20 protein-coding genes are annotated in these 23,765 nt (G+C 71.7%); 13 read left to right on the forward strand and 7 right to left on the reverse strand.

Going from position 1 to position 23,765, the window contains the following annotated elements:
* Window positions 1-823: 823 nt before the first annotated feature.
* The gene (locus ABH920_RS31905) at window positions 824-2,782 is read left to right on the forward strand and encodes a sigma-70 family RNA polymerase sigma factor (protein ID WP_370352924.1); all 1,959 of its coding nucleotides are present in this window, start codon (window positions 824-826) and stop codon (window positions 2,780-2,782) included.
* Window positions 2,783-2,941: 159 nt separating this feature from the next.
* Here the strand turns inward: ABH920_RS31905 and ABH920_RS31910 are convergent, their stop codons facing one another.
* Entirely contained in the window at window positions 2,942-3,130 is a 189-nt protein-coding gene (locus tag ABH920_RS31910; protein ID WP_370352926.1) for a hypothetical protein, read from the reverse strand.
* A 28-nt stretch (window positions 3,131-3,158) separates the two neighbouring features.
* Between ABH920_RS31910 and ABH920_RS31915 the strand changes: the two genes are divergently transcribed.
* Both ABH920_RS31915 and ABH920_RS31920 read left to right on the forward strand, forming a co-directional pair.
* Entirely contained in the window at window positions 3,159-3,845 is a 687-nt protein-coding gene (locus ABH920_RS31915; protein ID WP_370352927.1) for a thaumatin family protein, read from the forward strand.
* Window positions 3,842-4,897, forward strand: coding sequence for a thaumatin family protein (locus ABH920_RS31920; RefSeq protein WP_370352928.1), 1,056 nt, complete (start codon window positions 3,842-3,844; stop codon window positions 4,895-4,897). Before ABH920_RS31915 ends, ABH920_RS31920 begins: the two co-directional genes overlap by 4 nt.
* Here the strand turns inward: ABH920_RS31920 and ABH920_RS31925 are convergent.
* Genes ABH920_RS31925 through ABH920_RS31940 form a run of 4 tightly spaced genes read right to left on the reverse strand, consistent with a single transcriptional unit; the run spans window position 4,858 to window position 7,772 of the window.
* Entirely contained in the window at window positions 4,858-5,520 is a 663-nt protein-coding gene (locus ABH920_RS31925) for an ATP/GTP-binding protein (RefSeq protein ID WP_370352929.1), read from the reverse strand. The two genes, ABH920_RS31920 and ABH920_RS31925, sit on opposite strands and share 40 nt — an antisense overlap.
* Window positions 5,501-5,998, reverse strand: coding sequence for a DUF742 domain-containing protein (locus tag ABH920_RS31930; RefSeq protein ID WP_370352930.1), 498 nt, complete (start codon window positions 5,996-5,998; stop codon window positions 5,501-5,503). The genes ABH920_RS31925 and ABH920_RS31930 overlap by 20 nt, the downstream gene beginning before the upstream one ends.
* Window positions 5,995-6,384 carry a roadblock/LC7 domain-containing protein gene (locus ABH920_RS31935; protein WP_370353082.1) on the reverse strand — a complete coding sequence of 130 codons (390 nt, stop codon included), beginning with the start codon at window positions 6,382-6,384 and terminating at the stop codon, window positions 5,995-5,997. The genes ABH920_RS31930 and ABH920_RS31935 overlap by 4 nt, the downstream gene beginning before the upstream one ends.
* Window positions 6,385-6,401: 17 nt before the next feature.
* Entirely contained in the window at window positions 6,402-7,772 is a 1,371-nt protein-coding gene (locus tag ABH920_RS31940) for a sensor histidine kinase (RefSeq protein ID WP_370352931.1), read from the reverse strand.
* A gap of 473 nt (window positions 7,773-8,245) precedes the next feature.
* Between ABH920_RS31940 and ABH920_RS31945 the strand changes: the two genes are divergently transcribed.
* The 3 genes from ABH920_RS31945 (at window position 8,246) to ABH920_RS31955 (ending at window position 10,817) form a co-directional block, all read left to right on the forward strand.
* Entirely contained in the window at window positions 8,246-8,620 is a 375-nt protein-coding gene (locus ABH920_RS31945) for a hypothetical protein (RefSeq protein WP_370352932.1), read from the forward strand.
* A 272-nt stretch (window positions 8,621-8,892) separates the two neighbouring features.
* Window positions 8,893-9,252, forward strand: coding sequence for a YciI family protein (locus ABH920_RS31950; protein ID WP_370352933.1), 360 nt, complete (start codon window positions 8,893-8,895; stop codon window positions 9,250-9,252).
* A gap of 197 nt (window positions 9,253-9,449) precedes the next feature.
* Window positions 9,450-10,817 carry an FAD-binding oxidoreductase gene (locus ABH920_RS31955; protein WP_370352934.1) on the forward strand — a complete coding sequence of 456 codons (1,368 nt, stop codon included), beginning with the start codon at window positions 9,450-9,452 and terminating at the stop codon, window positions 10,815-10,817.
* Between the two features lie 220 nt (window positions 10,818-11,037).
* On the opposite strand, the gene ABH920_RS31960 is transcribed toward ABH920_RS31955, so the two are convergent.
* Window positions 11,038-13,209, reverse strand: a complete 2,172-nt coding sequence (locus tag ABH920_RS31960; protein ID WP_370352935.1) for a molybdopterin-dependent oxidoreductase — start codon at window positions 13,207-13,209, stop codon at window positions 11,038-11,040.
* Window positions 13,210-13,351: 142 nt separating this feature from the next.
* On the opposite strand from ABH920_RS31960, the gene ABH920_RS31965 reads away from it, so the two are divergent.
* Window positions 13,352-14,938: a class I SAM-dependent methyltransferase gene (locus tag ABH920_RS31965; RefSeq protein WP_370353083.1), complete on the forward strand. Its 1,587-nt coding sequence runs from the start codon at window positions 13,352-13,354 to the stop codon at window positions 14,936-14,938.
* A 3-nt stretch (window positions 14,939-14,941) separates the two neighbouring features.
* The gene (locus ABH920_RS31970; RefSeq protein WP_370352936.1) at window positions 14,942-16,246 is read left to right on the forward strand and encodes an extracellular solute-binding protein; all 1,305 of its coding nucleotides are present in this window, start codon (window positions 14,942-14,944) and stop codon (window positions 16,244-16,246) included.
* Window positions 16,247-16,665: 419 nt separating this feature from the next.
* On the opposite strand, the gene ABH920_RS31975 is transcribed toward ABH920_RS31970, so the two are convergent.
* A complete protein-coding gene (locus ABH920_RS31975; protein WP_370352937.1) occupies window positions 16,666-18,099 on the reverse strand; it encodes an FAD-dependent oxidoreductase in 1,434 nt (477 codons plus the stop codon).
* Window positions 18,100-18,331: 232 nt separating this feature from the next.
* Between ABH920_RS31975 and ABH920_RS31980 the strand changes: the two genes are divergently transcribed.
* The 5 genes from ABH920_RS31980 (at window position 18,332) to ABH920_RS32000 (ending at window position 23,721) form a co-directional block, all read left to right on the forward strand.
* Entirely contained in the window at window positions 18,332-19,177 is an 846-nt protein-coding gene (locus ABH920_RS31980) for a cyclopropane-fatty-acyl-phospholipid synthase family protein (protein WP_370352938.1), read from the forward strand.
* Between the two features lie 138 nt (window positions 19,178-19,315).
* Window positions 19,316-19,678: a YciI family protein gene (locus ABH920_RS31985; RefSeq protein WP_370352939.1), complete on the forward strand. Its 363-nt coding sequence runs from the start codon at window positions 19,316-19,318 to the stop codon at window positions 19,676-19,678.
* Entirely contained in the window at window positions 19,675-20,967 is a 1,293-nt protein-coding gene (locus ABH920_RS31990; protein ID WP_370352940.1) for an RNA polymerase sigma factor, read from the forward strand. The genes ABH920_RS31985 and ABH920_RS31990 overlap by 4 nt, the downstream gene beginning before the upstream one ends.
* Window positions 20,968-21,109: 142 nt before the next feature.
* Window positions 21,110-22,456, forward strand: a complete 1,347-nt coding sequence (locus ABH920_RS31995) for a condensation domain-containing protein (RefSeq protein WP_370352941.1) — start codon at window positions 21,110-21,112, stop codon at window positions 22,454-22,456.
* Window positions 22,453-23,721, forward strand: coding sequence for an acyl-CoA dehydrogenase family protein (locus ABH920_RS32000; protein WP_370352942.1), 1,269 nt, complete (start codon window positions 22,453-22,455; stop codon window positions 23,719-23,721). The genes ABH920_RS31995 and ABH920_RS32000 overlap by 4 nt, the downstream gene beginning before the upstream one ends.
* Window positions 23,722-23,765 lie beyond the last annotated feature (44 nt).

Genomic DNA, 23,765 nt, shown 5'->3' on the forward strand with positions numbered 1-23,765 from the left:
GGCGGCGGCGAGGGCACCGTATCCGAAGCCCACCTGGTCAAATTCAGCGCAGTTGACAACGGGCCAGAACTCTTAACTACGCGGCATTGGCCCGGACTGGCGGTGTCAAGCCGAACGAAACCCGACCACAGCAGCGTGTGATGCGGCTTTACCCCGCCAGGCCGGGATGGTTCCCTTTAGGGCGACGTCAGCGACGAGGGATCCGGGACTCGGCGACCAACACACGAACCGCCGCCGAGGCGGGGGGTTGGGGATCCCTCAGAGCCTCGAGTGCCCCCGCCGGAGGCGCCTGCTCTTGACTGTTGGTGCCCACCACACGCGGCCGCCACCCGCCCACCTGACGTGTGCGCAGTGACTCGGACCGGTGCGCGGTCGTGCCCAGCAACACCGCCAGCCGCCAGCGTAACCAGCGGGGCACCACCGAACTGCGCCACCCAGCGGATCCTTCTTAAAGCCCTGCGAAGCCGTAAAAAGCTCTTACAACCCACCACCAAACCGCACCCGCCACACCACAGCCACCCGCACCCGCACCCGCACCGACACCTACACCGACACATCAAGCAGGACCGCAGATTCTTACAGCTTCGCCTAAGGTTCGGTGACCTCACAGGGGGACCCAGTTCGGTCGAGCGTCGCAGATTGCGCTGGCGGCCGACGGTTTTCGCGCGCACGACCGCGCGGCAGTCCGATCTACTGCGCCCCCGCAGCCCCAAGCGCGAGTCAGAACCGTCCAAAGATTCGTGTTATGCCGCTCGGCCCCGCCCCGTCTCCTCTATATGGTCATCGCACAACCACCACCGTCGACCCCAGAGGACGGCCCGGCATGAGAGCACCGCGGGGCGGATTCGACGTCGCCACCGTGCTGGCGGCGCAGCGCGGGGATCAGGAGGCGCTGCGTGACCTCGTCGCTGAGGCGCTGCCGCTGGTCTACAACATCATCGGGTTCGCGCTGCGGGCGCATGCCGATGTCGATGACGCCGTCCAGGAGACCATGATGCGCGCGGTGCGCGGACTGCGTGACGTGCGCGATCCCGGGGCTTTTCGGTCCTGGCTGGTCGCGGTCGCGGTGCGGCAGGTGCACGATCAGCAGCGGGCGCGCAGCGCGGTGCAGGCGCGCACCATGCCGTTGGAGGAGGCGGTGGCGGTTGCCGATCCCGCCGCCGACTTCGCGGATCTGACCGCGCTGAAGCTCGATCTCACCGGGCAGCGGCGGGAGGTCGCCGAGGCGGCCGGGTGGCTCGACGACGGGAACCGGGAGTTGCTGGGCCTGTGGTGGCTGGCCGAGCACGGCCGGCTGGACCGTGCCGACATCGCCGCCGCGCTCGGTGTGCCGCAGAACCAGGCCGCGGTGCGGATCCAGCGGCTGAAGCAGCAGCTGTCCGCGACGCGCGTCGTCGTCCGGGCGTTGCGTGCGCCGGAGCGCTGCCGTGGTCTGTCGGATCTGACGAGCCGGTGGGACGGGCACCGGAACGCCTTGTGGCGCAAGCGCTTCGTCGGCCACACGCGGGACTGCGAGGTGTGCGACGCCCGGTCGCGCGACCTGATCCCGGTCGAGAAGCTGCTGGCCGGGCTGCCGTTGGCTGTGGTGCCGGCGGCGCTGGCCGCGGAAGTGTTCCGGACGGCGCTGGCGGCGGGCGTCGGCGGTACCGTCGGGTCCGCGACGGCCGGCGCGTCCGGTGCCACGGGAGCCGCGCACGGTCCCGGAAGCGCAGCAGGATTCGCGCACGGTTCCACCAAGCTGCTGGGCTTCCTCCCCGCGAAGGCGCCGGCGGTGATCGCCGCGGTCGTCGCGGTGAGCAGCGTCGGCGTGGCCGCGACCGCGGTCTGGGCCGGCGCGCAGACGTCCGGGACCGTGCCGAAGCCGACGCCGGCCGCGGCCGGCGCCACGACGACCTCCCCGAGCGCCGTCGCCGCGAGCCCGTCGGCCCTCCCGACCTCGACGCCGTTGCCGACCTCGTCGCCGAAGCCCTCGAAAACCCAGAGCCCGACCCAGACCCCGACCTCGACCAAAACCGCCCCCGCACCTCCGCCCTCGCATCCGGCGGTCACCGGCCCGAAGAAGGGCGTCGCGGCCTGGAGCGCTCCCGGCTTCGACGCGGCGCTGACCGCCTCCAAGGCGTCCTGGTACTACGACTGGTCGCCGAGCCGCATGGACCACATCGGGAGCGCGGGACCGGAGTTCGTACCGATGATCTGGGGCGCCAAGAACACCGACTCCGCGACCCTGGCCACCGCCAAGTCGCAGGGCTCCGTCCTGCTCGGCTTCAACGAGCCGGACATGTCCGCGCAGTCGAACATGACCGTCGAGCAGGCCCTGGACCTGTGGCCCAAGCTCCAGGCGACCGGGCTGCGCCTGGGCAGCCCGGCGGTCGCCTACGACGCCGCGACGCCCGGCGGCTGGCTCGACCGCTTCATGGCCGGCGCCGCCGCGCGCGGCTACCGCGTCGACTTCATCACCGTGCACTGGTACGGCTCGGACTTCCGCCCCGGCCCCGCGACCGACCAGCTGCGGACCTACCTGCAATCCATCCACGACCGCTACCACCTGCCGATCTGGGTCACGGAGTACGCGCTCATCTCCTTCTCCGGCGGCGGCTCCCAATACCCGGCCCCCGACCAGCAGGCGGCCTTCGTGACCGATTCCGCGGCGATGCTCGATTCCTTGCCGTACGTCGAGCGCTACGCGTGGTTCGGCCTGGCGGCGTCCGGGTCCCAGACGGGCACGGCGCTGTTCCAGAACGGCGGCCCGACACCGATGGGGGTGGCTTATGAAGGATCCTGAGAAGCAGTCTGAGAAGCAGCCGCGATGGTTGCTGTCGCTGACCGTCGCAATGTTCTGTGTCATGGCGGCTGCCGGCTGTTCCAGCACATCGCCGTCGTCGCCGTCCGCGGCATCCACGGCGGCCAACGGGACCCCGACCTCGGCCAACTCGACAGCTGCTCAACCGACGCAGACGCCGACATCGGCACCATTCGCGTCTCCTTCGGCCTCGTCTTCCGCAGGTGTGTCCAGCGCCTCGCCGACCGCCACCGCCGACACCACCGCCACCACAGCCACCACCACATCGCGGACCACCACCCCGACGCCCCGAACGTCATCCGCCTCCACATCCACCGCCTCCGCGACCACAGGCGCATCGGGTTCTCGAACCCTGACTATGGTCAACAAACTCAACCAAACCATCTGGCCCGCAGTAGCCGCCGACCCCAAACACCCCGTCGCCGCCACCGGCTGGGTCCTGGCACCCGGAGCCAGCGTCACCATCAGCATCCCCGACCACTGGGACGTCCGCGTCTGGGCCCGCGCCGGCTGCGTCTTCAACGCTGCCGGGACCGGCCACTGTCTGTCAGGGGACTGTCAAGGCAAGTTCCAGTGCGGCAGCACCTGGGGCGAGTTCCCGTCCACCCTCGCCGAGTTCAACCTCAACGCCTGGCAGGGCATGGACTTCTACGACGTCAGCCTCGTCGAGGGCAACAACCTGCCGATGTACGTCAACCAGTCCGGCGGCCGTGCCCCGGACCCGATGAGCCCCGACGGCTGCACCAAGGCCGGCTGCACCCGCGACGCCAGCGCCTCGTGCCCGTCGGTGCTCCAGGTGGTGCGCGGCGGGACGGTCACCGCGTGCAAGAGCTCGTGCCTGGCGCTCGGCGGCGACCAGATGTGCTGTCTCGGCCAGTGGTCGAGCCGGGCCGCGTGCGACCCGACCAAGTGGCCCGTCGATTCGGCGGCGGTGTTCAAGAAGGCCGAGCCGTTCGCGTACTCGTACGTGGACGACGACGCCACCAGTGTCCTGACATGCACGGGGGAGTGCAGCTATCGCATAACCTGGGGAGTGAGCCCATGACCGGCCATCGCGGCGGACGTCGCACGTACCAACCGATCGTCGCGGGCGGCCTGGCGGCGGTGGCCGCCCTGGCCCTCGTGCTCTGGCTCGCCGGCGCCGGATCCAGCCGGAGCGGCAGCGTTCAGGCCGGGCAGTCCGTGTCCACGACGCAGCAGGGCACCATCGGATCGACGCCGACACAGACACAGACGCAGAGCGCGCCGGGATCGTCTTCGCAGTCGTCCTCGTCCGCGACGTCGGCCAGCTCGTCGGCGCACGCAAGCACGAGCACGAGCCGGAGCACGAGCGCCACGTCGGGATCGTCCTCGGCGACCGGCTCCTCGTCGGCCCCGACCGCGCCCGGCACCACGACGCAGTCAGCGTCCAACCCGACCTCGGTCGCCCGCCCCGCCGGCGGCCATCTGATCACCATCGTCAACGCCGTCAACCAGACCATCTGGGCGACCACGAATCCCAACGCCCAGCACCCGATCCCGCAGACCAGCTGGCGTCTCGACCCGGGCCAGAGCGTCACGTTCGCGGTGCCGCAGGGCTGGGGCGGCCGCGTGTGGGGACGTACCGGGTGCAACGGCAGCGGCCACTGCCTGAGCGGCGACAACCCGCCGGCCACCCTCGCCGAGCTGACCCTCGACTCGTTCGACGGCCTGGACTTCTACGACGTCAGCCTCGTCGACGGCTCGAACCTCCCGATGTACATCAACACCAGCCACCGCGTCGGCACGGACCCGGTCTCGGCCGACGGCTGCTACCAGGGCGCCTGCACCAAGCCGATTGTCTGCCCCGGCCCGATGCAGGTGAAGGCGGCCGGCCAGGTCGTGGCGTGCACGACCCCGTGCGCGGCGTTCGGCGGCGACGCGTACTGCTGCCGCGGCGCGTGGTCGGGACGCGAGAACTGCGACCCGGCCAAGTGGCCCGTCGACTACGCGAAGCTCGTTTATAAGGACGCTGAGCCGTATGCGTACTCCTACGCCTTCGACGACTCGGCGACCATGTCCTGCAAGGGTGATTGCGACTACCGGATCGTGTTCGGGGTGACGCCTGGCTCCGGGTGAGTCAGGGCCAGGAGATACGTGCTCAGATCGAGCAGGACATCGCGGCACGAGCTCCGTTCCCGGGCGTCGCACAGCACGACCGGGACGGAGAGCGGCAGGTCCATCGCCGCGCGCAGGTCCTCGACCGGGTAGAGCGGAGCGTCGGGGAAGCAGTTCGCCGCGACGACGAACGGGACGCCACGGTCTTCCAAGCGTTCCAGCACGTCGAAGCTCTCCTCCAGCCGCCGGACGTCGACCAGCACGATCGCGCCGAGCGCGCCCTCGACCAGGCCATCCCACAGGAACCAGAAGCGTTCCTGGCCCGGGGTGCCGAACAGGTAGAGGACCACGCGGTCGTCGAGGCTGATGCGGCCGAAGTCCATGGCGACGGTCGTGGTGGTCTTCGTCGGCGGGGCGCCCGCCGGTGCGGGCCCTGACATGGGCTCCTCGGTGGTCAGCGGGGCGATGTCGCTCACCGAGGTGACGAAGGTGGTCTTGCCGACACCGAGCGGTCCGACCACCGCGATCTTCAGGGCGACCGTGGTGGTCGTGGGCAGGCCGGGTTCCAGGCCCGGCTCCCCGGCGGCATCGGATATGCCGGCCGCGTCGGCAGCGGGGGCGCGGTTAGAGGCGCCGGAGGCCATTGATCACCTGCTCGAGCAGTTCGGGGTCGATGGCGGCGGGCCGGACCGGCCGCCGCTGGACGGCCAGCCCGGCCGCCAGGAGGTCGGCGACGAGCACGGCGGTGGCGCTGAAGGGCAGGCGCAGGTGGGCCGAGAGCTCGGCGACGGACAGCGGCCGGCGGCACAGGCGCATGATCGTGGCCTGTTCCGGCGGCAGGCCCGGCGGCGCGGCGTCGGTGGCCACGATCAGCGTGACCAGGTCGAGGTCGGTGCCCGGGGCGGAGCGGCCGTTGGTGATGACGTAGACGCGCTCCAGGCGTGCGCGGCGGTGCGGAGTGGCCGCCGACGGTTCCGGGCCGGCGGTCGGTGCCGCCGACTCCGGGGTGCCGTCCTGCGCCACGTCGCTCGCGGCGTGCCGGGGCAGCGCGGGCCTCGGGGGCGGCCGGAACGGCCCGGACTCCGGCCAGGACGTCCGGGGCGGCGGCGATCCGGTGCTCACGACGTCACCGGCCCTCCTCGGCGCGCCGGACTCGCCAGGTGCTCGCCGATGCGGACCACGAGATCGCGCATCTGCCGTCCCATCAGCCCCGCGTCGACGCCGTCGTCGGCCACCACGGCCAGGAACGCGCCGTCGCCGGCGGCCATCACGTAGAAGAAGCCGCCGCCGACCTCGATCACGATCACCCGGGTGCGCTGGTCCGCGCCGGGGAACAGCTCGGCCACCGCCCCCGACAGGCTCTGCAGGCCGGCGCAGACCGCGGCCAGGCGGTCCGCGACGGCTTCGTCGACGGCGTAGTGCGCCAGGCGCAGGCCGTCCGCGGTGAGCACCAGCGCGTGCCGGGCTCCCGGGACGTCCTCGACGAGGCCTTTGAGGAGCCAGTCCATCTGCACGCCGGGTCGGGTCACGACGCCGCACCTCGCTGTCCGTCGTCGTTTCGGGGGTCGCTGTCGCGGTCTTCGTGCTCTGATCCGGGGTCGTGCTCGCCGCCGCGGAAGGCATCCAGCCACTGGCCGGGGACGGGGGTTCCGTTGCGGGTGTCGCGCTGTGCCGGCACCGGGGTCGTCGGAGTTATCGGCGACATCGGCGACATAGAGCTCATCGGCGTCATCGTCGGCGGACGGCGGCGCCGTTGCGGGAGCCCGCCGGGCCGGCCGTCGTACGTGCCGTTCGCGCGCGGGCTCGGTTCGTCGGGGGAGCGCGGATCGGGGAGAACCGGACCGCCGGCCGATTCGCCGGCGGTGTGCTCCAGCACGAGCTCCTTCGGCACCAGGAGTTGGGCCTTGACCCCGCCTGCCGGCGAGGGCCGCACCGTGGCCTGGAACCCGACGGTGTGCGCGAGGCGGCCGATCACGGCCAGACCGAGCCTCGGGGAGCCGCCGACGTCGGCCAGGTCCAGCCCCGGCGCGCCGGGGTCGGCCAGCACGCGGGCCACGTGCTCGGCGGCCTGCGGCGCCATGCCCACCCCGGCGTCGACGACCTCGATCACGACCCCGGTGGCGGTGCGGCGGGCGGTGAGGATGACGCGGGAATCAGGGGGCGAATAGCGGGTCGCGTTGTCGAGGAGTTCGGCCAGGGCGTGCACGACCGCCTCCACCGCGGTGCCGGCCAGCTCGACCTCCGGGGCCGCCGCGAGCTCGACCCGGCGGTAGTCGACGATCCGGGACATCGCGCCGCGCAGGACGCTGAAGACCGGGACCGGCTCGCTCCACTGGCGTCCGGCACGCTCGCCGGCCAGGACCACCAGGCTGTCGGCGAAGCGGCCGATCAGGGCGGTGCCGTGGTCCAGGCGCATCAGGTCGGCGAAGACGGCCGGGTCGTCGCCGTGGCGTTCCTGCATCTCGCCGAGGTCGCCGAGCTGGCGGTGGACGATCGCCTGGACCCGGCGGCCGATGTTCACGAAGGCGCGCTCGGTGAAGTCGGGGGCGGTGGCGGCCGGGTCGCGGGCCAGAGCCCGGTCCCGGTCCCGGTCTCGTTCCCGGTCTCGATCTCGGGTACGCGGTTGCGGTTGCTCCTGCGCCTGCTCGGCCCGGTCGCTGCTGCCGTTGCCACTACCGGTACTGCTGCCGCCACTACTGCCGTTGGCGCCGCTGCCGCTGCCGCTACTGCTGCCGCCAGGCTCGCGCAGCCGGCCGCTGTGCGCCTGCCGCCACCGCGCGTTCTCGGCCTCGGCTTCGTCGCAGCGCAGCCGCAGTGTCGCCACGCGCCGTCGTGCTATCAGCACCATGACGCCCCAGCCGGCCACAGCCCCGCAGAACGCGAGCGTTGTCCCCATCGCCGTCCCCACCACCGATATCGATGCCTCCCCAGCCCCCACCCGCCAGTCACCCAACGCAGCCGACGGGTCACAGCGCATACCCCTATCGCAGTCCACGATGATCCCGCAGCGTGTTTGTGCGATTGCCGAAGGCGATCGCCGGCCCCCGCACCCGCCGCACGGCGCGTCGTCGCAGGCCCCCGCGCCGCACGCCGCCGACGCCGCCGCAAGACCGCCGAACCGCGAGGCGGACTCCTACCGGACTCCGGAAGGCACCCGCCGCTCACGCGCCCCGGCAGTGCCAGGGTCGTGGCCCGTGAAGGCGTCCCACCGCGGCGTGGACGCCGAGTCCGCCCGGATCGCGTGGCGAGCCGGGATGAAGGTGGTGAAGCGTGCCAGCACGGAGAAGGACCGAAGAGCCGGCCGCCCCGGTCCCCGCCCGCAGGCCCCCCGCCCGCGGGGCGGGTCATACCCCAGCGAAGGAGTACTCCATGTCGATGACCATTGACGTCGCGTTGAAAGAAGCCATGCGCACCGAGGGCGCGATCGGTGCGGCCCTGGTCGACTACGGCAGCGGCATGTCCCTCGGCGAGATCAGCGTCTCCAAGGAACTCGACCTGACTGTCGCCGCCGCCGGAAACACCGAGGTCGTCCGCGCGAAGATGCGCACGATGGAGATGCTCAAGATGAACGACACCATCGAGGACATCCTGATAACCCTCGGCCGCCAGTACCACATCATCAGGCCCCTGTCCTCCCGCAGCGGCTCCGGCCTGTTCCTCTACCTGGCCCTGGACCGCACCCGCGGCAACCTGGCCCTGGCCCGCCACCAGATGCGCGTGGTGGCCGAGAGCATCGAGATCTGAGCTCCGCCGACGGGACGCGGAGCTCCATCAGGTTCGCGGCGACGCCGCCGCGGATACCGACGGCTGGTCGGCTCAAGGAGGTGAGGCGCCTGCTTTCAGGCTGAACGGATCGGCTTATGACCGCCTGCGAGAAAGTTCAGAAGTCTCTGGTGGGGAGCAGGCGGTCACCCACTTTCGAATTCCTCCCCACCCGATGTCCGTTTTCCGCCCCCGGCTCCGACCACCAGATGAGAGCGTCCACGCCGGACGCCCCCACCGTAAGGAGCGCAGCCGTGAAGTACATTCTGGAGATCATCCTCAACCCCAAGACCAATGCGTCCCTGACCGAGGAGCAGCTGGCCACCATCGGTCCGGGCCACGAGAAGCTGATCGGGATCATCTCGGAGTCCGGCGAGCTCGTCGCCATGGACGGCATCGCCGAGCCCGCCAAGAGCACCGTGGTGCGGGTGCGCGACGGCAAGACGGTGACCTCCGAGGGTTCGCTGTTCGAGGGTGAGGACTACTTCGGCGGCTACTACATCGTCGATGTCGCCAGCCAGGAGCGGGCCGTCGAGCTCGCCGCCATGATTCCGGACGTGCACTGGTCCGCCGTCGAGGTCCGGCCGATCCTCGAGGGGCCCGAGGAGGGCTGAGGCGCCACGCGGCTCATGCCACGCAGCATGCGGTAGATGCGACGCGGCCCCAAAGCGCCGCATCTCCACCCGTGCGCACACCAGTTCGTTCCGGCGCGTCCCAGCCGTGTCCGGATCCCCGTCTCGGCTCCGACCACCGGGTAGAGAAGCGAACAGCGCCGCCGTGTGCTGCTCAACGGGAAAAGAAGGAGTACACCATGGACAGCGCCGTGGAGCCCGGGGCCATCGAGTCCCTGCGGGCCGAAGTCACCGGTGAGGTTCTCGTACCGGGCGACGACGGCTACGACGCCCGGGCCGACATTTTCGTCTACCGCGGGCACCCGGCCGTGATCGTGCGGGCGAAGAGCGACCAGGACGTGGCCCGGGGTATCGGCTTCGCGGTCGAGCACGGTCTGGAGATCTCCACCCGCAGCGGGGGCCACAGCAACGCCGGCTACAGCACCAACGTCGGCGGCCTGGTCCTGGACCTGTCGCCGTTGGACGGCGTCGAAGTGCTGGACGAGGCCGAGCGCCTGGTGCGCCTCGGCGCCGGCGCGTTGTGGTCCGGCGTCGCCGCGGAGCTGGCGCCGTACGGCCTGGCGTTCACCTCCGGCGACACCGCCAGCGTGGGCGTCGGCGGCCTGCTGCCCGGCGGCGGCGTGGGCTGGATGGCCCGCAAGTACGGCCTGTCCCTGGACAGCCTGGTCGGCGCGACCGTCGTCACCGCCGACGGCCGCATCCTGTCGGCCGACGCCGAGGAGAACCCGGACCTGTTCTGGGCGATCCGCGGCGGCGGCGGCAACTTCGGCGTGGTGACGTCCTTCACCGTCATCGCGCAGCCGGTCGCCCAGGTCTTCTTCGGCGGGATCTCCTTCTCCCGGGAGGAGAGCGAGACCGTCCTGCGCGGCTGGGTGTCCTACATGGACTCCGCTCCCGAGGAGCTCACGGCCACCGCCATGTGCTGGCCGACCTTCGGCCAGGACGAGGCCCCGCCGCTGACCATCATGGTCTGCTACGCCGGCGACGACGACGCGGCCGCCGCGCTGGCCATCGACCCGATCCGCAAGCTCGGCACCGTCGTGGACGACCAGGTCCGTCTGATGCCCTACGGCGGCGTGCTGGCCGACGTCAACGAACCGCCTCCGGGCTGGAAGCCGTACGTCCGCAACCGCCTCACCCCGGACCTGACCCCGGACCTGGCCACGGCGATGCTCGCCGAGCAGGCCAACCTCCAGAACCTGTACGTCGAGATCCGCAGCATCGGCGGGGCCCTGAGCCTGGTGCCGGAGGACGCGACCGCGTTCGCGCACCGCTCCACCCAGGCCCTGATCATGGGCGTGCTGCTCGGCTCCCCGGAGGACAACGAGCCGCTGATGCCCGCCTACGAGGCGTTCTGGTCCGCGGTGGCCCCGTCGGCGTCCGGTGCCTACAGCGGCTTCCTGAGCAACATCAGCGAGGCGGACATCATCGCGGTGTACCCGCACCGGGTGTACAGCAAGCTGGCGGCGCTGAAGCAGGAGTACGACCCCAACAACATCTTCCACCTGAACGTCAACATCCTCCCGGCCGGAGCCGACCAGGGCTGATTCCCCGGGCCGGGACGTCGCCAGGCGTCCCGGCTTCGGGCCCGGCGAGGCTGCGCGCCGCACCAAGCGACCAAGCGCATGGCACCCACCAAGCAAACAAGCGCATGGCACCGAAGAGCACCGCACCAAAGCACACCGCACCAAAGCACACCGCACCGAAGCGAAGCGGCGCCGTGCATCACGCACGGCGCCGCTCAGCATTCGCGGCCGAGGATCGCCCTCACGCCGGCAGCGCCACCTCCACCAGCAGCCCCGCCGCCACCGGCATCACGCTCACCGGCACCCCGTTGAACACCGCGTTCCCCGACACCGGATCCACCACCGCCGCGTCGGTCAGGGCATTGGCATTCACCCCGGCGTTCTTCCGCGCCACCGTCTGCCCGGTCTCCTCGTGCCCCCACCCGTGCGGCAGGCTCACCACCCCCGGCATGATCGTCTCGGTGGCCTCCACCACCACCTCGACCTCCCCGGCCGCCGACCGCACCCGCGCCCGGTCCCCGAGCCCGAGCCGCGCCACGTCCTCCGGATGGATCTGCAGCGTGCACCGATTGCTGCCGCCGATCAGCGACGGCACGTTGTGCATCCAGCTGTTGTTCGACCGCAGGTGCCGGCGTCCGATCAACACCATCTCCGGCACCGGATCCCGCAGCCGCTCCAGCAGCCGCGGCACATCCGCGGCCAGCGCCGCCGGCGCCAGATCGACCCTGCCCGAGGCGGTGCACAGGATCTCCGGCAGCCGCGGCTGGAGCGGACCGAGGTCCAGACCGTGCGGCGCCTCCCGCATCGCCTCCAGCGACAGGCCATAGGATCCCAGCTTCAGTAGCGCGTCCAGAATCTGCTCGGTCCCGTCGTCGCCGTCCAGACCGGCGCGCATCTCCGGCACCGTCGCGAGCAGCTGCCCGAGGAACATCTCCTCGGCCCCGGCCGGATCGGCATCAGGACCCTGACCGGCCAGCATCAGCAGCAGCTTGGCCAGGATCGCGGCCTCCGAGCGCTGGTCCTCGCGCAGCGGCAGCGCCGGCGGTGAGAAGCGCGCGTAGTTGCGGACCATGATGATCTGCACCAGGAAATCGAAGTGCGGACTTTGCAACATCCGCGGCGGCGGCAGGATCACGTTCGCGTGCCGCGTGGTCTCGTTCAGGTAGGGATCGACGCAGACCATGAAGTCCAGGTCCGACAGCGCCCGGGCCAGACGCGGCGCGCCCGGTGCGGACAGCGCCGGGTTGCCCCCGATCGTGATCAGAGCCCTGATCTGCCCCTCGCCCGGCGTCTCGATCTCGTCCGCCATCGTGGCGACCGGGAACTCCCCGAGCACTTCCGGCAGGCCGCGCACCCGGCTGTGCCAGGCGCCGGTGGTGAACGGCTGTCCGTTGCGGAAGATCTCCAGGGCCGCGGTCTTGGCGAACATGACGCCGCCGGGCCGGTCCAGGTTCCCCGTCAGGGCATTGATGACGTCGACCAGCCACTGCGCCGTCGAGCCGAACTCGGCGGTGCAGGTCCCGATCCGGGCGTACACCGACGCCGACGGCGCCGCCGCGAGCTCGCGCGCCAGCCGCACCGTCGTCGCGGCCGGCACGCCGCAGGCCGCCTCCACCGCCTCCGGCGTGAAGTCACGAGCCAGGGCCCTGAGTTCATCCAGTCCGGTGACCTCCACGTCCAGCGCGGTCAGGCCCTCGGCCAGCAGCGTGTGCACGATGCCGAACAGCAGGTACGGATCCGTCCCGGGACGGATGAACAGGTGCTCGTCGGCGAGCTCGGCGGTCCGCGTACGCCGCGGGTCCACGACTACGACCTTGCCGCCGCGCTCCTGCAACGCCCGCAGCCGGCCCTTGAAGTTCGGCGCCACGCACAGCGAGCCGTTGGACTCCACCGGATTGGCCCCGAGGATCAGCATGTAGTCGGTGCGGTCCAGGTCCGGGACGGCTACCGCGAACGCGTCCCCGAACATCAGGCCGCTGGCGACGTGCTTGGGCATCTGGTCGATGGTGCTCGCCGAATAGACGTTGCGGCTGCCCAGAACCTGCGTCAGCGGCTGCCGGTAGAGAAACCCGGCCATGGTGTGGAACGTCGGGTTGCCGAAGTACAGCGCCACGGCGTCACGGCCGTGCGCCGCCATCGTCTCGGTGAGCCCGCGGTGCACCTCGGCGAACGCCTCGTCCCAACTGGCCGGCCGCAGCTTCCCGTCGACCCGGTCCCGGACCAGCGGCTGCGCCAGCCGGTCCGGATCCTCGTCCAGCTTGCCCAGCGCCGCGCCCTTCGGGCACAGGAAACCCTTGCTGAACGGGTCGTCCTGGTCGCCCTCCACGCGCAGCACGGAACCGGCGTCGTCCAGGGTCAGCCGCAGCCCGCAGGCCGTCTCGCACAGGGGACACGTCCGCAGCGCAGTCTTCATGGTGAAGGACGCTAGCAACGGCGCGGCGCGGGCCCTTCTTGCTGCGTGCGAAGCGGCGCGTACCGGTTCGGCACCCCCGAAGATGTCCCGCCGCGCCGAGCGCGTGATCGTGGTGGCAGACCTGTCGAAGAAAGGATTCGCCATGGCTCCGCATGCCGAGCCGGCCACTGTCGCCGGACCGCTGACCGCCTTCCGGAAAGCCGACTCCGAAGCGCTGGCCGGGGCGTTCAGCCGCCTGGTCGGCACGTTCTGGACCGGCGGAGTGCTGACCGATCCCGCCTCGGCGCGGGACGCCGTCCCCGACCTGCTGGCCGCCTGGGACGGCGCCGACGCCGCGCACCGCGGCCACCTGGCGATCGCCCTCGGGCTGTTCGCCGAGGCCGAGTACCCGGCGCTCGACGGCCCGGTCGCCACCGCCGTGCGCGCGGGCCTGGACGCCGTCCTCGACGAGGTCCGCGGCACCACCGCCGTCACCCCGCTCACGCTGGCGTCGCTGTACCTGCTCTCGCACTTCCCGCACGAGCGGGCCCGCATCTGGCCCGCCTTCGACGGCGTCCCGCTGGACCCCGACGACCGGACCCGGCTGGACCGCGGGCTGACGCTGCTCGACCCCGACGACCCGGACCTGGGCCGGGCCTGGCCCTCGCCGTTCGACTGGGCCATCGACGAGCAGGAGCGGGAGTTCGACCGGGCCTGGATCAGGACCCTGACGCCGGAGCAGGTCGTCACGACCTGGAACGACGACACCCGCACGATGTGGGCCACCGCCGGCGCCAAGGCCCTGTGGTCGGTGACCAACGGCGTGGTGCCCACGCCGGTCGCCGATCAGAGTCCTTACTGGGCTGCCCTGCACGAGGCGCCGGGAGCCGTCGACGCGACGTCGTTCGGCCGGCACGAAGCGGCGCTGCGCTGCACCTCCTGCGGGAGCGCGCTCACCTTCCAGACCAAGGGCGCGCGCTGCCAGAGCTGTTCGACGTTCTACCCGGTCACCGTCGGCGGGATCCTCGACCTGTCCCGCCGCGAGCGCTCCGGCGCCGGGGTCAGCGACGACGCCGAGGACGTCGAGGCCGACGTGCTCCAGAACGCCGCCGTGATGAGTACCGTTGGACAGCACTACGAGTCCGGGCTGCGTCCGGCCTTCCTGCGCATCATGGGCCAGAACTGGGACGGCGGCGTCACGCCGGCGATCGAGGACGCCTACATCGCCGACCGGCTGCGCGCGGCGGCCGAGGCGCGCGCCGACGGCCCGGTCCTGGACCTCGCGGCCGGTGCCGGGCGCTGGACCTGGGTGGTCACCGACGCCGTCGGCGCCGACCGGGTCATCGCGCTGGACCTCAACGACGCCATGCTCTACTGGCTGCGCGGCCGGTTGCCGCAGGTGGCCGCCGTGCGGGCCAGCGCACTGGAGCTGCCGCTGGCCGACGGCAGCCTGACCGCCGCCAACTTCTGGAACGCCTTGCAGGCGGTGCCGGACGCGGCGCAGGCGCTCGCCGAGGTCGGCCGCTGCCTGCGGCCCGGCGGCGTGCTGACGCTGATGACGTTCCGGTGGGCCGACGACGCGGTGTACCGGTACTTCCAGCACTCGCACATCTTCCCGGGCGCGCCCGACGGCTATCTGCTGTTCGAGCGCGAGGAGATCCGGTCGTGGCTGGCCGCCGCCGGGCTGAGTGTTGTCGAGGAGTCGGGGCCGGGGACGTTCGTGTTCATCACCGCGAAGCGGGAGGGCTGAGGCGTGGGCGGCGAAAACCCGACCGTCGTCGAGATACTGCTCGCCGATCATCCGGTTCGCGGCGGGTTCCTGGACCCGGTACGGCAGCGGGCCGCGGAGTTCGAGGCGGCGCATCCCGGCTACGAGGTGCGCGTTTCGGCGTACCGGACGTTCACCGGGGGCGACGAGTTCGTCCGGATCCTGGATTCCGGCCGGGTCCCGGCCATCGTCGACGTCTACTTCACCGAGACCCAGCTGGCCCGCGACGCGGTCTCCGCGACCGGCGGACCGCTGTTCACCCCGGTGCAGCGCGCGGTCGCCGGGCGTCGGGAGATCCTGGGCGAGCCGGTGGTCCTCGACGACTTCGTCGAGGCCGCGCACCGGTACTACAGCTACGACGGCGAACTGGTGTCGATGCCGTTCAGCGTCTCCACCGGCCTGATGTACGCGAACACCGGGATGATGCGCGCGGCCGGGATCTCGGAGGTGCCGCAGGACTGGGAGGCGTTGGAGGAGGCGTGCCGGGCCGTCACGCGGCTGGACGGCGGCCCTTCGCACGGCGTCGCGTGGGCCGTCGACGGCTGGTTCTTCCAGCACTTCGTGGGCCAGCAGGGCGGCCTGCTGGCGGACCGGGACAACGGCCGGTCGGGGCGGGCCCGGAAGGTGGACCTGGCCTCGGAGGAACTGCTGACGTGGGCCACGTGGTGGCAGCGGCTGAACAAGGACGGCCTGTACCTGCACACCGGTGTGGCACAGGACTGGGCGGGGACGTTCGAGGCCTTCATCGGGGGCCGCATCGCGTTCCTCTACAACTCCTCGGTGATGGCCGAACCGCTGATGTCGGCCGCGGCCCAGGCCGGGATCGACGCCGTCGCGGCGCACCTGCCGCGCAACGGCGCCGTGCCGTACGCCGGCGACGTCCTCGGCGGCGACTCCCTGTGGCTGGCCGCCGGCCTGCCCCCGGAGGTGGAGGACGGCGCGCTGGCGTTCCTGCAGTACCTGCTGAACCCGGCAGCCGCCGCCGCGTGGCACAAGTCGAGCGGCTTCATCCCCGCGACCCACGGCGCGCACCGCCTGCTCGAAGCAGAGGGCTGGTTCGCCCAGAAACCGCACCACCTGACGGCCCCAGCCCAACTCGCCGCCTCCGACGGCTCCCCGGCCGCCACCGGCGCCCTGCTCGGCGACCTCGCGAGCACCCACGCCGACCTGGTCCAGGCCATGACGGACGTGCTGGAGCAAGGCGCCGACCCGGCACGCCGCTTCGCACAGGCCACAGCCACGGCGCAGCAGCGCCTGGACGCGTACAACGCGCGGACCGCCGCACGATAGGCCATCCCGAGAACCGGCGGCACCGCGATGGAAGCCGGTGCCGCCGCCGCGCGTCCAGGTCGGGACGCGCTGGGGCGCGGTAGTGAGGGCTGCCGCGCCCCTTTGGCATGCGCCTTTCACCAGTGCGCGGCCGGCACCAGATCGGTGCCGGCCGCCAGGTTCCTGCGCTGGTCTTGGCGGATCCGGCAACCGGAAGACTCAACGCGACCAGCCACCCGCATCGCCTACCGCAGCGAGGCGTTCGCCGCCTCGGCAGCGCCAGCAGCCGGCACCGTCTACCGGTACCGGCTGCCAGCATCCCCCACCGCGACCGCGTCACCGAAGTCTTCGTCGCCTCCGCAGGGCGGTCAGCCCCCGCAGTCAACCCGGCGGCCGGCGCCACCCACCGGCACCGGCCGCCAGCTCTCAGGCCTCAGGACTCAGCCCACCGGAGCCTTCGCCGCCCCGGCCCCCGCTTCCGCACCCTCCGCGACCGCCGGCGGCACCGCCGCCGGACCCGCCGGCCCGCGCAGCGCGTTCAGCAGCACCCGCGCCACCATCGCGGGGCGCATCAGCTGCTCCGGACGGTCGAGCATCCCGGCGGCGCGCATGTAGCCGCGGGTCACCGAGCTGTCGCGGGTGGCCGCGACCTGGACCATCGCCAGGTAGCGCTGGCCCATGCGGACCTTGAGGTCGCGCTTGCCCTCGACGCCTTCGAAGCCCAGGTCGACGGTGCGCGTCATCTCCCACGGCGGGTCGATGACGTCGTGCGCCAGGTCGCGGAAGTACTGTGCGGCGTCCGGTGTGGCGCCGGAGTGCAGGTGACGGCGCAGTGTCAGGGCGGACAGCGCCGCGACCGTCATGCCCTGCGCGTACACCGGGTTGAAGCACGACACCGCGTCGCCGATCACCAGCAGGCCGGCCGGGAAGCGGGTCATCTGCTCGTAGTGGCGGCGCTGCGTGGTCGGGAAGCGGAAGGCGACCGGCTCGTCCAGCGGTTCGGCGTGCTTCAGCGCCTCGTGGATGTCCGGGACCGGCAGGCCCTTGACGAACTCGTACAGCCCCTGCTGGTCCGTCGGCGGGTGGTCGCCGAGGATGCCGTAGACGGTCAGCAGGGTCTTGTCGCCCTCGGTCTTGGTGAAGATGCAGCCGCGCGGGACGTCGGGGGACGCGACCGCGATGATGGCGAGGTCGCCGTTGTAGGGGTCGGCCTTCATCTTGTAGTTCTGGGTGACGTAGCCCAGCCCGATGTTGGTCCGCTCCTCCTCGACCCGCGGGTAGCCCATCTCCTCCAGCCACACCGGGGTGCGCGAGCCGCGCCCGGTGGCGTCGACCACCAGGTCGGCCGCGATCGTCTCGCCGGGCTCGCCGCTCTTCTGGACCTTGACGCCGGTCACCTGCGCGTGGTCGGCGGTCGCGGTCAGGCCCAGGATGTCGCAGCGTTCGACGAAGCGGATGTTCGCCAGCTCCGCAGTGCGCTCCCGGATCCGGCGCTCCATCAGCGGCGCCGAGGCCGGGACCGCGATGTAGCCGATGTCGGCGCGCTTGACCGGGCGCCCGCGGAAGTACCAGCGGACCGAGCCGGAGAAGTCGCCGAACGGGGTGCCGTCGGCGATGAGCTGGTCGGTGATGCCGGGATAGAGCTCCTCCATCACCACCCGGCCGCGCACGTGCATGGCGTTGATGTGCTTGCCCTGGGGGCGTCCGCGGCGCGGGCCGTCGACGCCGGTGACCGCGTCCCGGTCGACGACCAGGACCTCGTCGTAGGCCTCGGCGAGCACGCGGGCCGCGAACAGCCCCGCGATGCTGCCGCCCAGTACGACGGCGCGGGTCGGGGCGCCGTCGGCCGCCGGCGGGGTTGCTTCCTGGGGCATCTCGCCCACCTCCTGGGGATCGGGTGCCGGATGGCGTGTCAGCTTCACGATGTGGTCCCGGCCCCCCGCCGGGCATCTCCTGGATTGCGAGCCGACAGGCGCCGCGACCTGCGCAAGTACGGAGATGAGGGCCCTGATCGCCGCCGCGACCATGGACCGAGGACCCGACCAAGACCCGACCAAGACCCGACCGAGGACCCGGTGTATCCGGTCCATCCCGAGAGGAGAAGCCATGGAGAGCGCGGCAACCACTGGCGACCGGCCCGAGGCCGACGGGATCGCCGAGATGTTCGACGAGTCGTCCGACATGTCGAACGCCTTCAACGACGGCCAGGTGCACCTGGCCTACTGGTACGACGACGAGGACCAGGCCCCGCTCGTCGAGGCCACGCAGCGCCTGACCCGCAAAGTGGCCGACTCGCTGCACCTGCGCAAGGGCGAGCGCGTCCTCGACGTCGGCTGCGGCCTCGGCGCCCCGGCGATCCAGCTCGCCACCGAGTACGACGTCGAGGTCACCGGCGTCAACATCAGCACCCGCCAGGTCGCCGAGGCGCACGCCCGGGCCCGCGCGGCCGGACTCGGCGACCAGGTGACCTTCCAGGCCGGCGACTACCGCTCGCTGGACTTCCCGGACGGCAGCTTCGACGCGGTCGTCGCGATGGAGGCCCTGGTCTACGTCAGCGACCTCGTCCCCACGCTCCGCGGCCTGCTCCGGGTGCTGCGCCCCGGCGGCCGGCTGTCGCTGACCGAGCCGACCCGCGCGGGGCTCGGCGTCGTGGCCGCCAGCCAGTTCGCCGCGAACTTCGGCTCGAAGTGGCTGCTGTCGGTGGCCGAGTGGCTGGATCCGTTGCGGGAGGCCGGATTCGAGCTCCTGGAGTACCTGCAGTGCGGGCCGCGGGTGTTCGGTATGGGCCCCAAGTACGTGCACGCCGTCGAGACGCGGCGCGCCGAGCTGGCCGCCCAGTTCGGCGACGGCGCCGTCGACCAACTCCGCCAGACGCTGGAGGCCTTCTTCGCGCCGGGGGACACCGGCGAGATCGGCTACGCGGTCATCACCGTGCAGAAGCCCTGGAACTGATCCGCCTCGCCGCGGGTATCCGAAGTCGGCCCCGGAATCCGCCCCGATGTCCGCCCCGATGTCCGATGCCGCGAGTCTGCTCCGACTACCTCCAGAGCCGCGCCCGACCGGGCGCCCGCAGGCGAGGGAAAAAGCACCGTGAAGTACATGCTGCTGATCTACAACAACCCGGACAACATCGAGGCCATGCCCGAGGAGGAGCGCGAGGCCGTCATGAGCAGCGTCGACAGCATCCTGGCGGAGCTCGCGGCGTCCGGCGAGATGGTCGGCGCCGAGGCGCTGGCGCACCCGTCGACCACCAAGACCGTGCGGGTGGTCGACGGCGTGCCGGAGACCACCGACGGGCCCTACGTCGGAGCCAAGGAGATGCTGGCCGGCTACCTGACGATCGAGTCCGACAGCCTCGAGCGCGCGGTCGAGATCGCCTCGCGCTGGCCGGACGCCCGGCACGGGGCCATGGAAGTCCGCGCGGTGATGCATCCCGGCGGCATGGAGATGTGACCATCCGCACCGACGTCGAGGACCTGCTGCGCAGCCTGGCGCCGCAGGTGCTCGGTGCTCTCGTGCGCCGCTACGGGCAGTTCGAGGCCTGCGAGGACGCGGTCCAGGAGGCCCTGCTCGACGCGGCCGTGCAGTGGCCGGCCGACGGCGTCCCGGAGCGCCCGGCCGGCTGGCTGACGACCGTCGCCTCCCGCCGGCTGGCCGACCAGGTCCGCAGCGAGAGCGCCCGACGGCGCCGCGAGGCCGCGGTGGCGGCGCTGGAGACCCCGCTGGAGCCGGTGGTGTCGGGCCCGGACGACCTCGACCACGCCCCCGACCGCGACGACACCCTCCTGCTGCTGTTCCTGTGCTGCCACCCGGCGCTGTCGCCGTCCTCGCAGATCGCGCTGACCCTGCGGGCCGTCGGCGGACTGAGCACCGCCCAGATCGCGGCGGCGTTCCTGGTCCCCGAGGCCACCATGTCGCGGCGGATCCTGCGCGCCAAGCAGCGCATCAAGGCCACGGACATCCCCTTCCGGATGCCGCCGCCGGACAAACGCGACGACCGCCTGCGGGTCGTCCTCCAGGTCCTCTACCTGATCTTCAACGAGGGCTACACGGCCAGCTCCGGACCCGACCTCCAGCGCGCCGAACTCGCGCACGAGGCGATCCGGCTGACCCGCGCCGTCCACCGCCTGCTGCCCGACGACAACGAGGTGGCCGGGCTGCTCGCCCTCATGCTCCTGACCGACGCGCGCCGCCCGGCCCGCACCGCGCCCGACGGCGCCCTGATCCCGTTCGCCGAACAGGACCGCGGCCTGTGGGACCCGGTGTCGCTGAAGGAAGGGGTCGAACTCATCACCAGCACGCTGGCCCGCGGCCCCCTCGGGCCGTACCAGCTCCAGGCCGCGATCGCCGCCGTGCACACCGAGGCGCCGCGCATGGAGGAGACGGACTGGCCCCAGATCCTCGCGCTCTACGAGCTGCTGTCACGGGTGTCGGACAACCCGATCGTGGCCCTCAACCACGCGGTCGCCATCGCGATGGCGCACGGCCCGCAGGCCGGCCTGGCGCAGCTGCGCACCCTGGACTCCGACGGACGGCTGGCCGACCACCACCGCCTCGAAGCGGTCCGCGCACACCTGCTGGAGATGGCCGGCGAACCGGGCCCGGCGCGCGAGAGCTACCTGCTCGCCGCCCACCGCACCACCAGCCTGCCCGAACGCCGCTACCTCGAAGGACGCGCGGCGGCAATCACGAAGATGCGCGACCCGGCCGGCGCTGATGAGAATCGAGACGCGGCCACATAACAGTGCACTGATCATCCGTTCACACCTTGCCCCGGGATCTTCCACGTCTGGCCGATCGCATCCGTGACGGACTCGAGCCGCATCACTCTGATCGATTTCCTCCACAACGCCAGCGTCAGCCTTCACCGAGGAGAGATCTCACATGACGACGACGTCGGACACCCAGCCGACAACCGCGGCGCTCTCACTGCAACAGCAGTTCCTGTGCATCTTCGCCCAGGGCTTCGAATCCGGGCCGTTCGGGCCGCACTACACGGAGGTCTTCGCCTGGCGGGTCCGCGGCGACGTCGACGAGCGCGCCATGCGCCAGGCGCTGGCCGACGTGGTCGAGCGGCACGAGGCGCTGCGCACCCTGATCGACCTGGAGAACGGCGGGCAGCACGTGCTGCCCGCCGTCCAGCCCGAACTGCTGGTGGTCGACCTGGACGGCACGCCAGGCGCCGACCGGGACCGGCTCTCCGAGGAACTGATGATCGAGGCCGAGACCCGGCTGTTCCCGGCCGACCGGATCCCGTTGATCCGCGCCGTTCTCGGCCGCTTCGACGACCAGGACTCCGTCCTGGTCCTGTGCGCGCACCACAGCGCCGCCGACGTCTGGTCGATCCAGGTGATCCTCCAGGACCTGGCGGAGAGCTACACGGCGCGCGCCGCCGGGAAGGAACCGCAGCTGCCCGAAGCGACTCAGTACCGCGATTACGTCGCCGCGCAGCAGCAGGACGCGGCCGGGGCGAAGGTCGCCGCCTCGCGCGCCTACTGGCGGGAAGCACTGAGCGGCGCCAAGATCATGGTCGCACCGGTGCACCCCACGGGTCAGACCCCTGCGACGAGCTACCACCGCTTCACCACCGAAGCGCAGCTGAGCACCGAGGTGTCCAAGCTCGCCAAGGCGACGCGCAGCTCGACGTTCATGGTGCTGCTGGCCGCGTTCACCGTCTTCGTCAACCGCCGCACCGACGCGACTGACATCGTGGTGCCCACGTTCGGGCCGGGCCGCGAGCCCCGCTTCCAGTCCACGGTCGGGTCGTTCTTCAACTTCGTCCCGCTGCGCGTGGACCTGGCCGGCTGCCGCACCTTCCGCGACGTCATCGCCCGCACCAGGACCGCCTGCGTCGGCGCGTTCTCGCACGAGCTGCCGCTGCTGCACGTGCTCGCCGAGGCGCCCGAGCTGATGTCCTCGGCCGGCCCCGACGCGGTGCCGACCCTGTTCCAGGCCGTCCAGCCGCCGTATCTGATGCAGGGCAACCAGATCGGCGACCTGGAGTACACCGCGATCTGGCGGCGCGTCATCCCGCAGCCGCTCGGCTCCGACACCCCCGACGGCATGATCTGGTCGATGCACCTCAGCGAGACCGAAGTGGTCGGCGGCCTCAGCTTCAGCCGCCACCTGTTCGAGCGGGCCGAGGTCGAGGAGCAGGTGGCCGGGTTCCTTGGGGTGATCGGCGAGATGGTGGCCGACCCGGACTCGGAGATCCGGGGGACGGCGCGATGACGACCACTGAGAACACAGTGAACGCCGTGCGCGGCACGGCCGCGCCGGCCGAGCCGGACGTCACCCCGGCCATGCTGATCGAGCGGGCCAAGGCGATGGTGCCCGCGCTGGTCGCGCGCCAGGCCGAGACCGAACAGCGGACCTACTACGCCGAGGACACCCACCAGGCGTTCCGCGACGCGGGCTTCTACCGCGTCACGGTGCCCAAGCGGTACGGCGGCTACGAGTTCAGCTTCGACACCTTCCTGCAGATCGCCATGACCCTGACCCGCGCCTGCGCCTCCACCGGCTGGATGTACTGCCTCGGAGCGGCGCACTCGCTGTTCGCCGGCAGCATGTTCGGCGAGAAGGCACAGGCCGAGATCTTCAGCGGCGGGGACTTCATCGCGCCGCTCGTCAACGCGCCCTACGGCACCGCCCGGCGCGCCGAGGACGGCGGCTGGATCCTGGACGGCGTCTGGCGGTACTGCTCAGGTGCGCCGTACGCGACGCACCTGATCGGCAACACGATGATCGTCGGGGACGACGCCGACGGTGCCGACCCCACGGCCCCGCCGCGCCGACTGCTGTTCATCGCCCCCCGCGACCAGTGGGAAATGCTCGACGACTGGGGCGGGCAGCTCGGCCTCAAGGGCAGCGGATCGCACAGCATCCGGATCGCCGGCGGACACATCCCCGAGCACTTCGGCATCGAGGTCAACTTCGAGGAGATCTCGGTCACCGAGGGCACCCCGGGCCGCGACCTGCACGAGCACCCGCAGTACGGCGGCGCGCCGGCGAGCTCGATGGCCCTGGAAGGCGCACACATCGCGGTCGGCATGTGCCAGGGCGCGCTGGAGGCGTACACGGAGCTGATGTTCTCCCGCACCACGATCCTGCCGCCGTTCGGACCCAGAGCGGAGGACCCCGACTTCCAACTCTGGTACGGCAAGGCCGCCGGCATGATCGACGCCGCCGAGACCCTGGTGCTCGCGGCCTCGCGGCGCTGGCACGAACTGGCCGGGGAACCGGTCGGGGCGTTCACCGCCGAGGAGGACCTGCGGATCGCGATCACCTGCCGGGAGGGCACCGAACTGGCCTGGCGGGCCGTCGACGAGATCCTCCAGCCGACCGCCGGCAGCCCGGCCGTCCGGGAGGGCACACGCCTGGAACGGGTCTGGCGCGACCTGTCCACCGGCCGCACGCACGCCAGCTCCGCCGTGCTGCTCACCACCGTCGCCAACCGCGGGTACGCGCAGCTGAAGCTGGCCGGCGCGCGCCCTTGAGCTGAAACAGACCGGCGGCGGGGCGAGAACGCCCCGCCGCCGGC

Origin of the sequence: Catenulispora sp. EB89, from assembly GCF_041261445.1 — a bacterium.
Classification (GTDB): Bacteria; Actinomycetota; Actinomycetes; order Streptomycetales; family Catenulisporaceae; genus Catenulispora.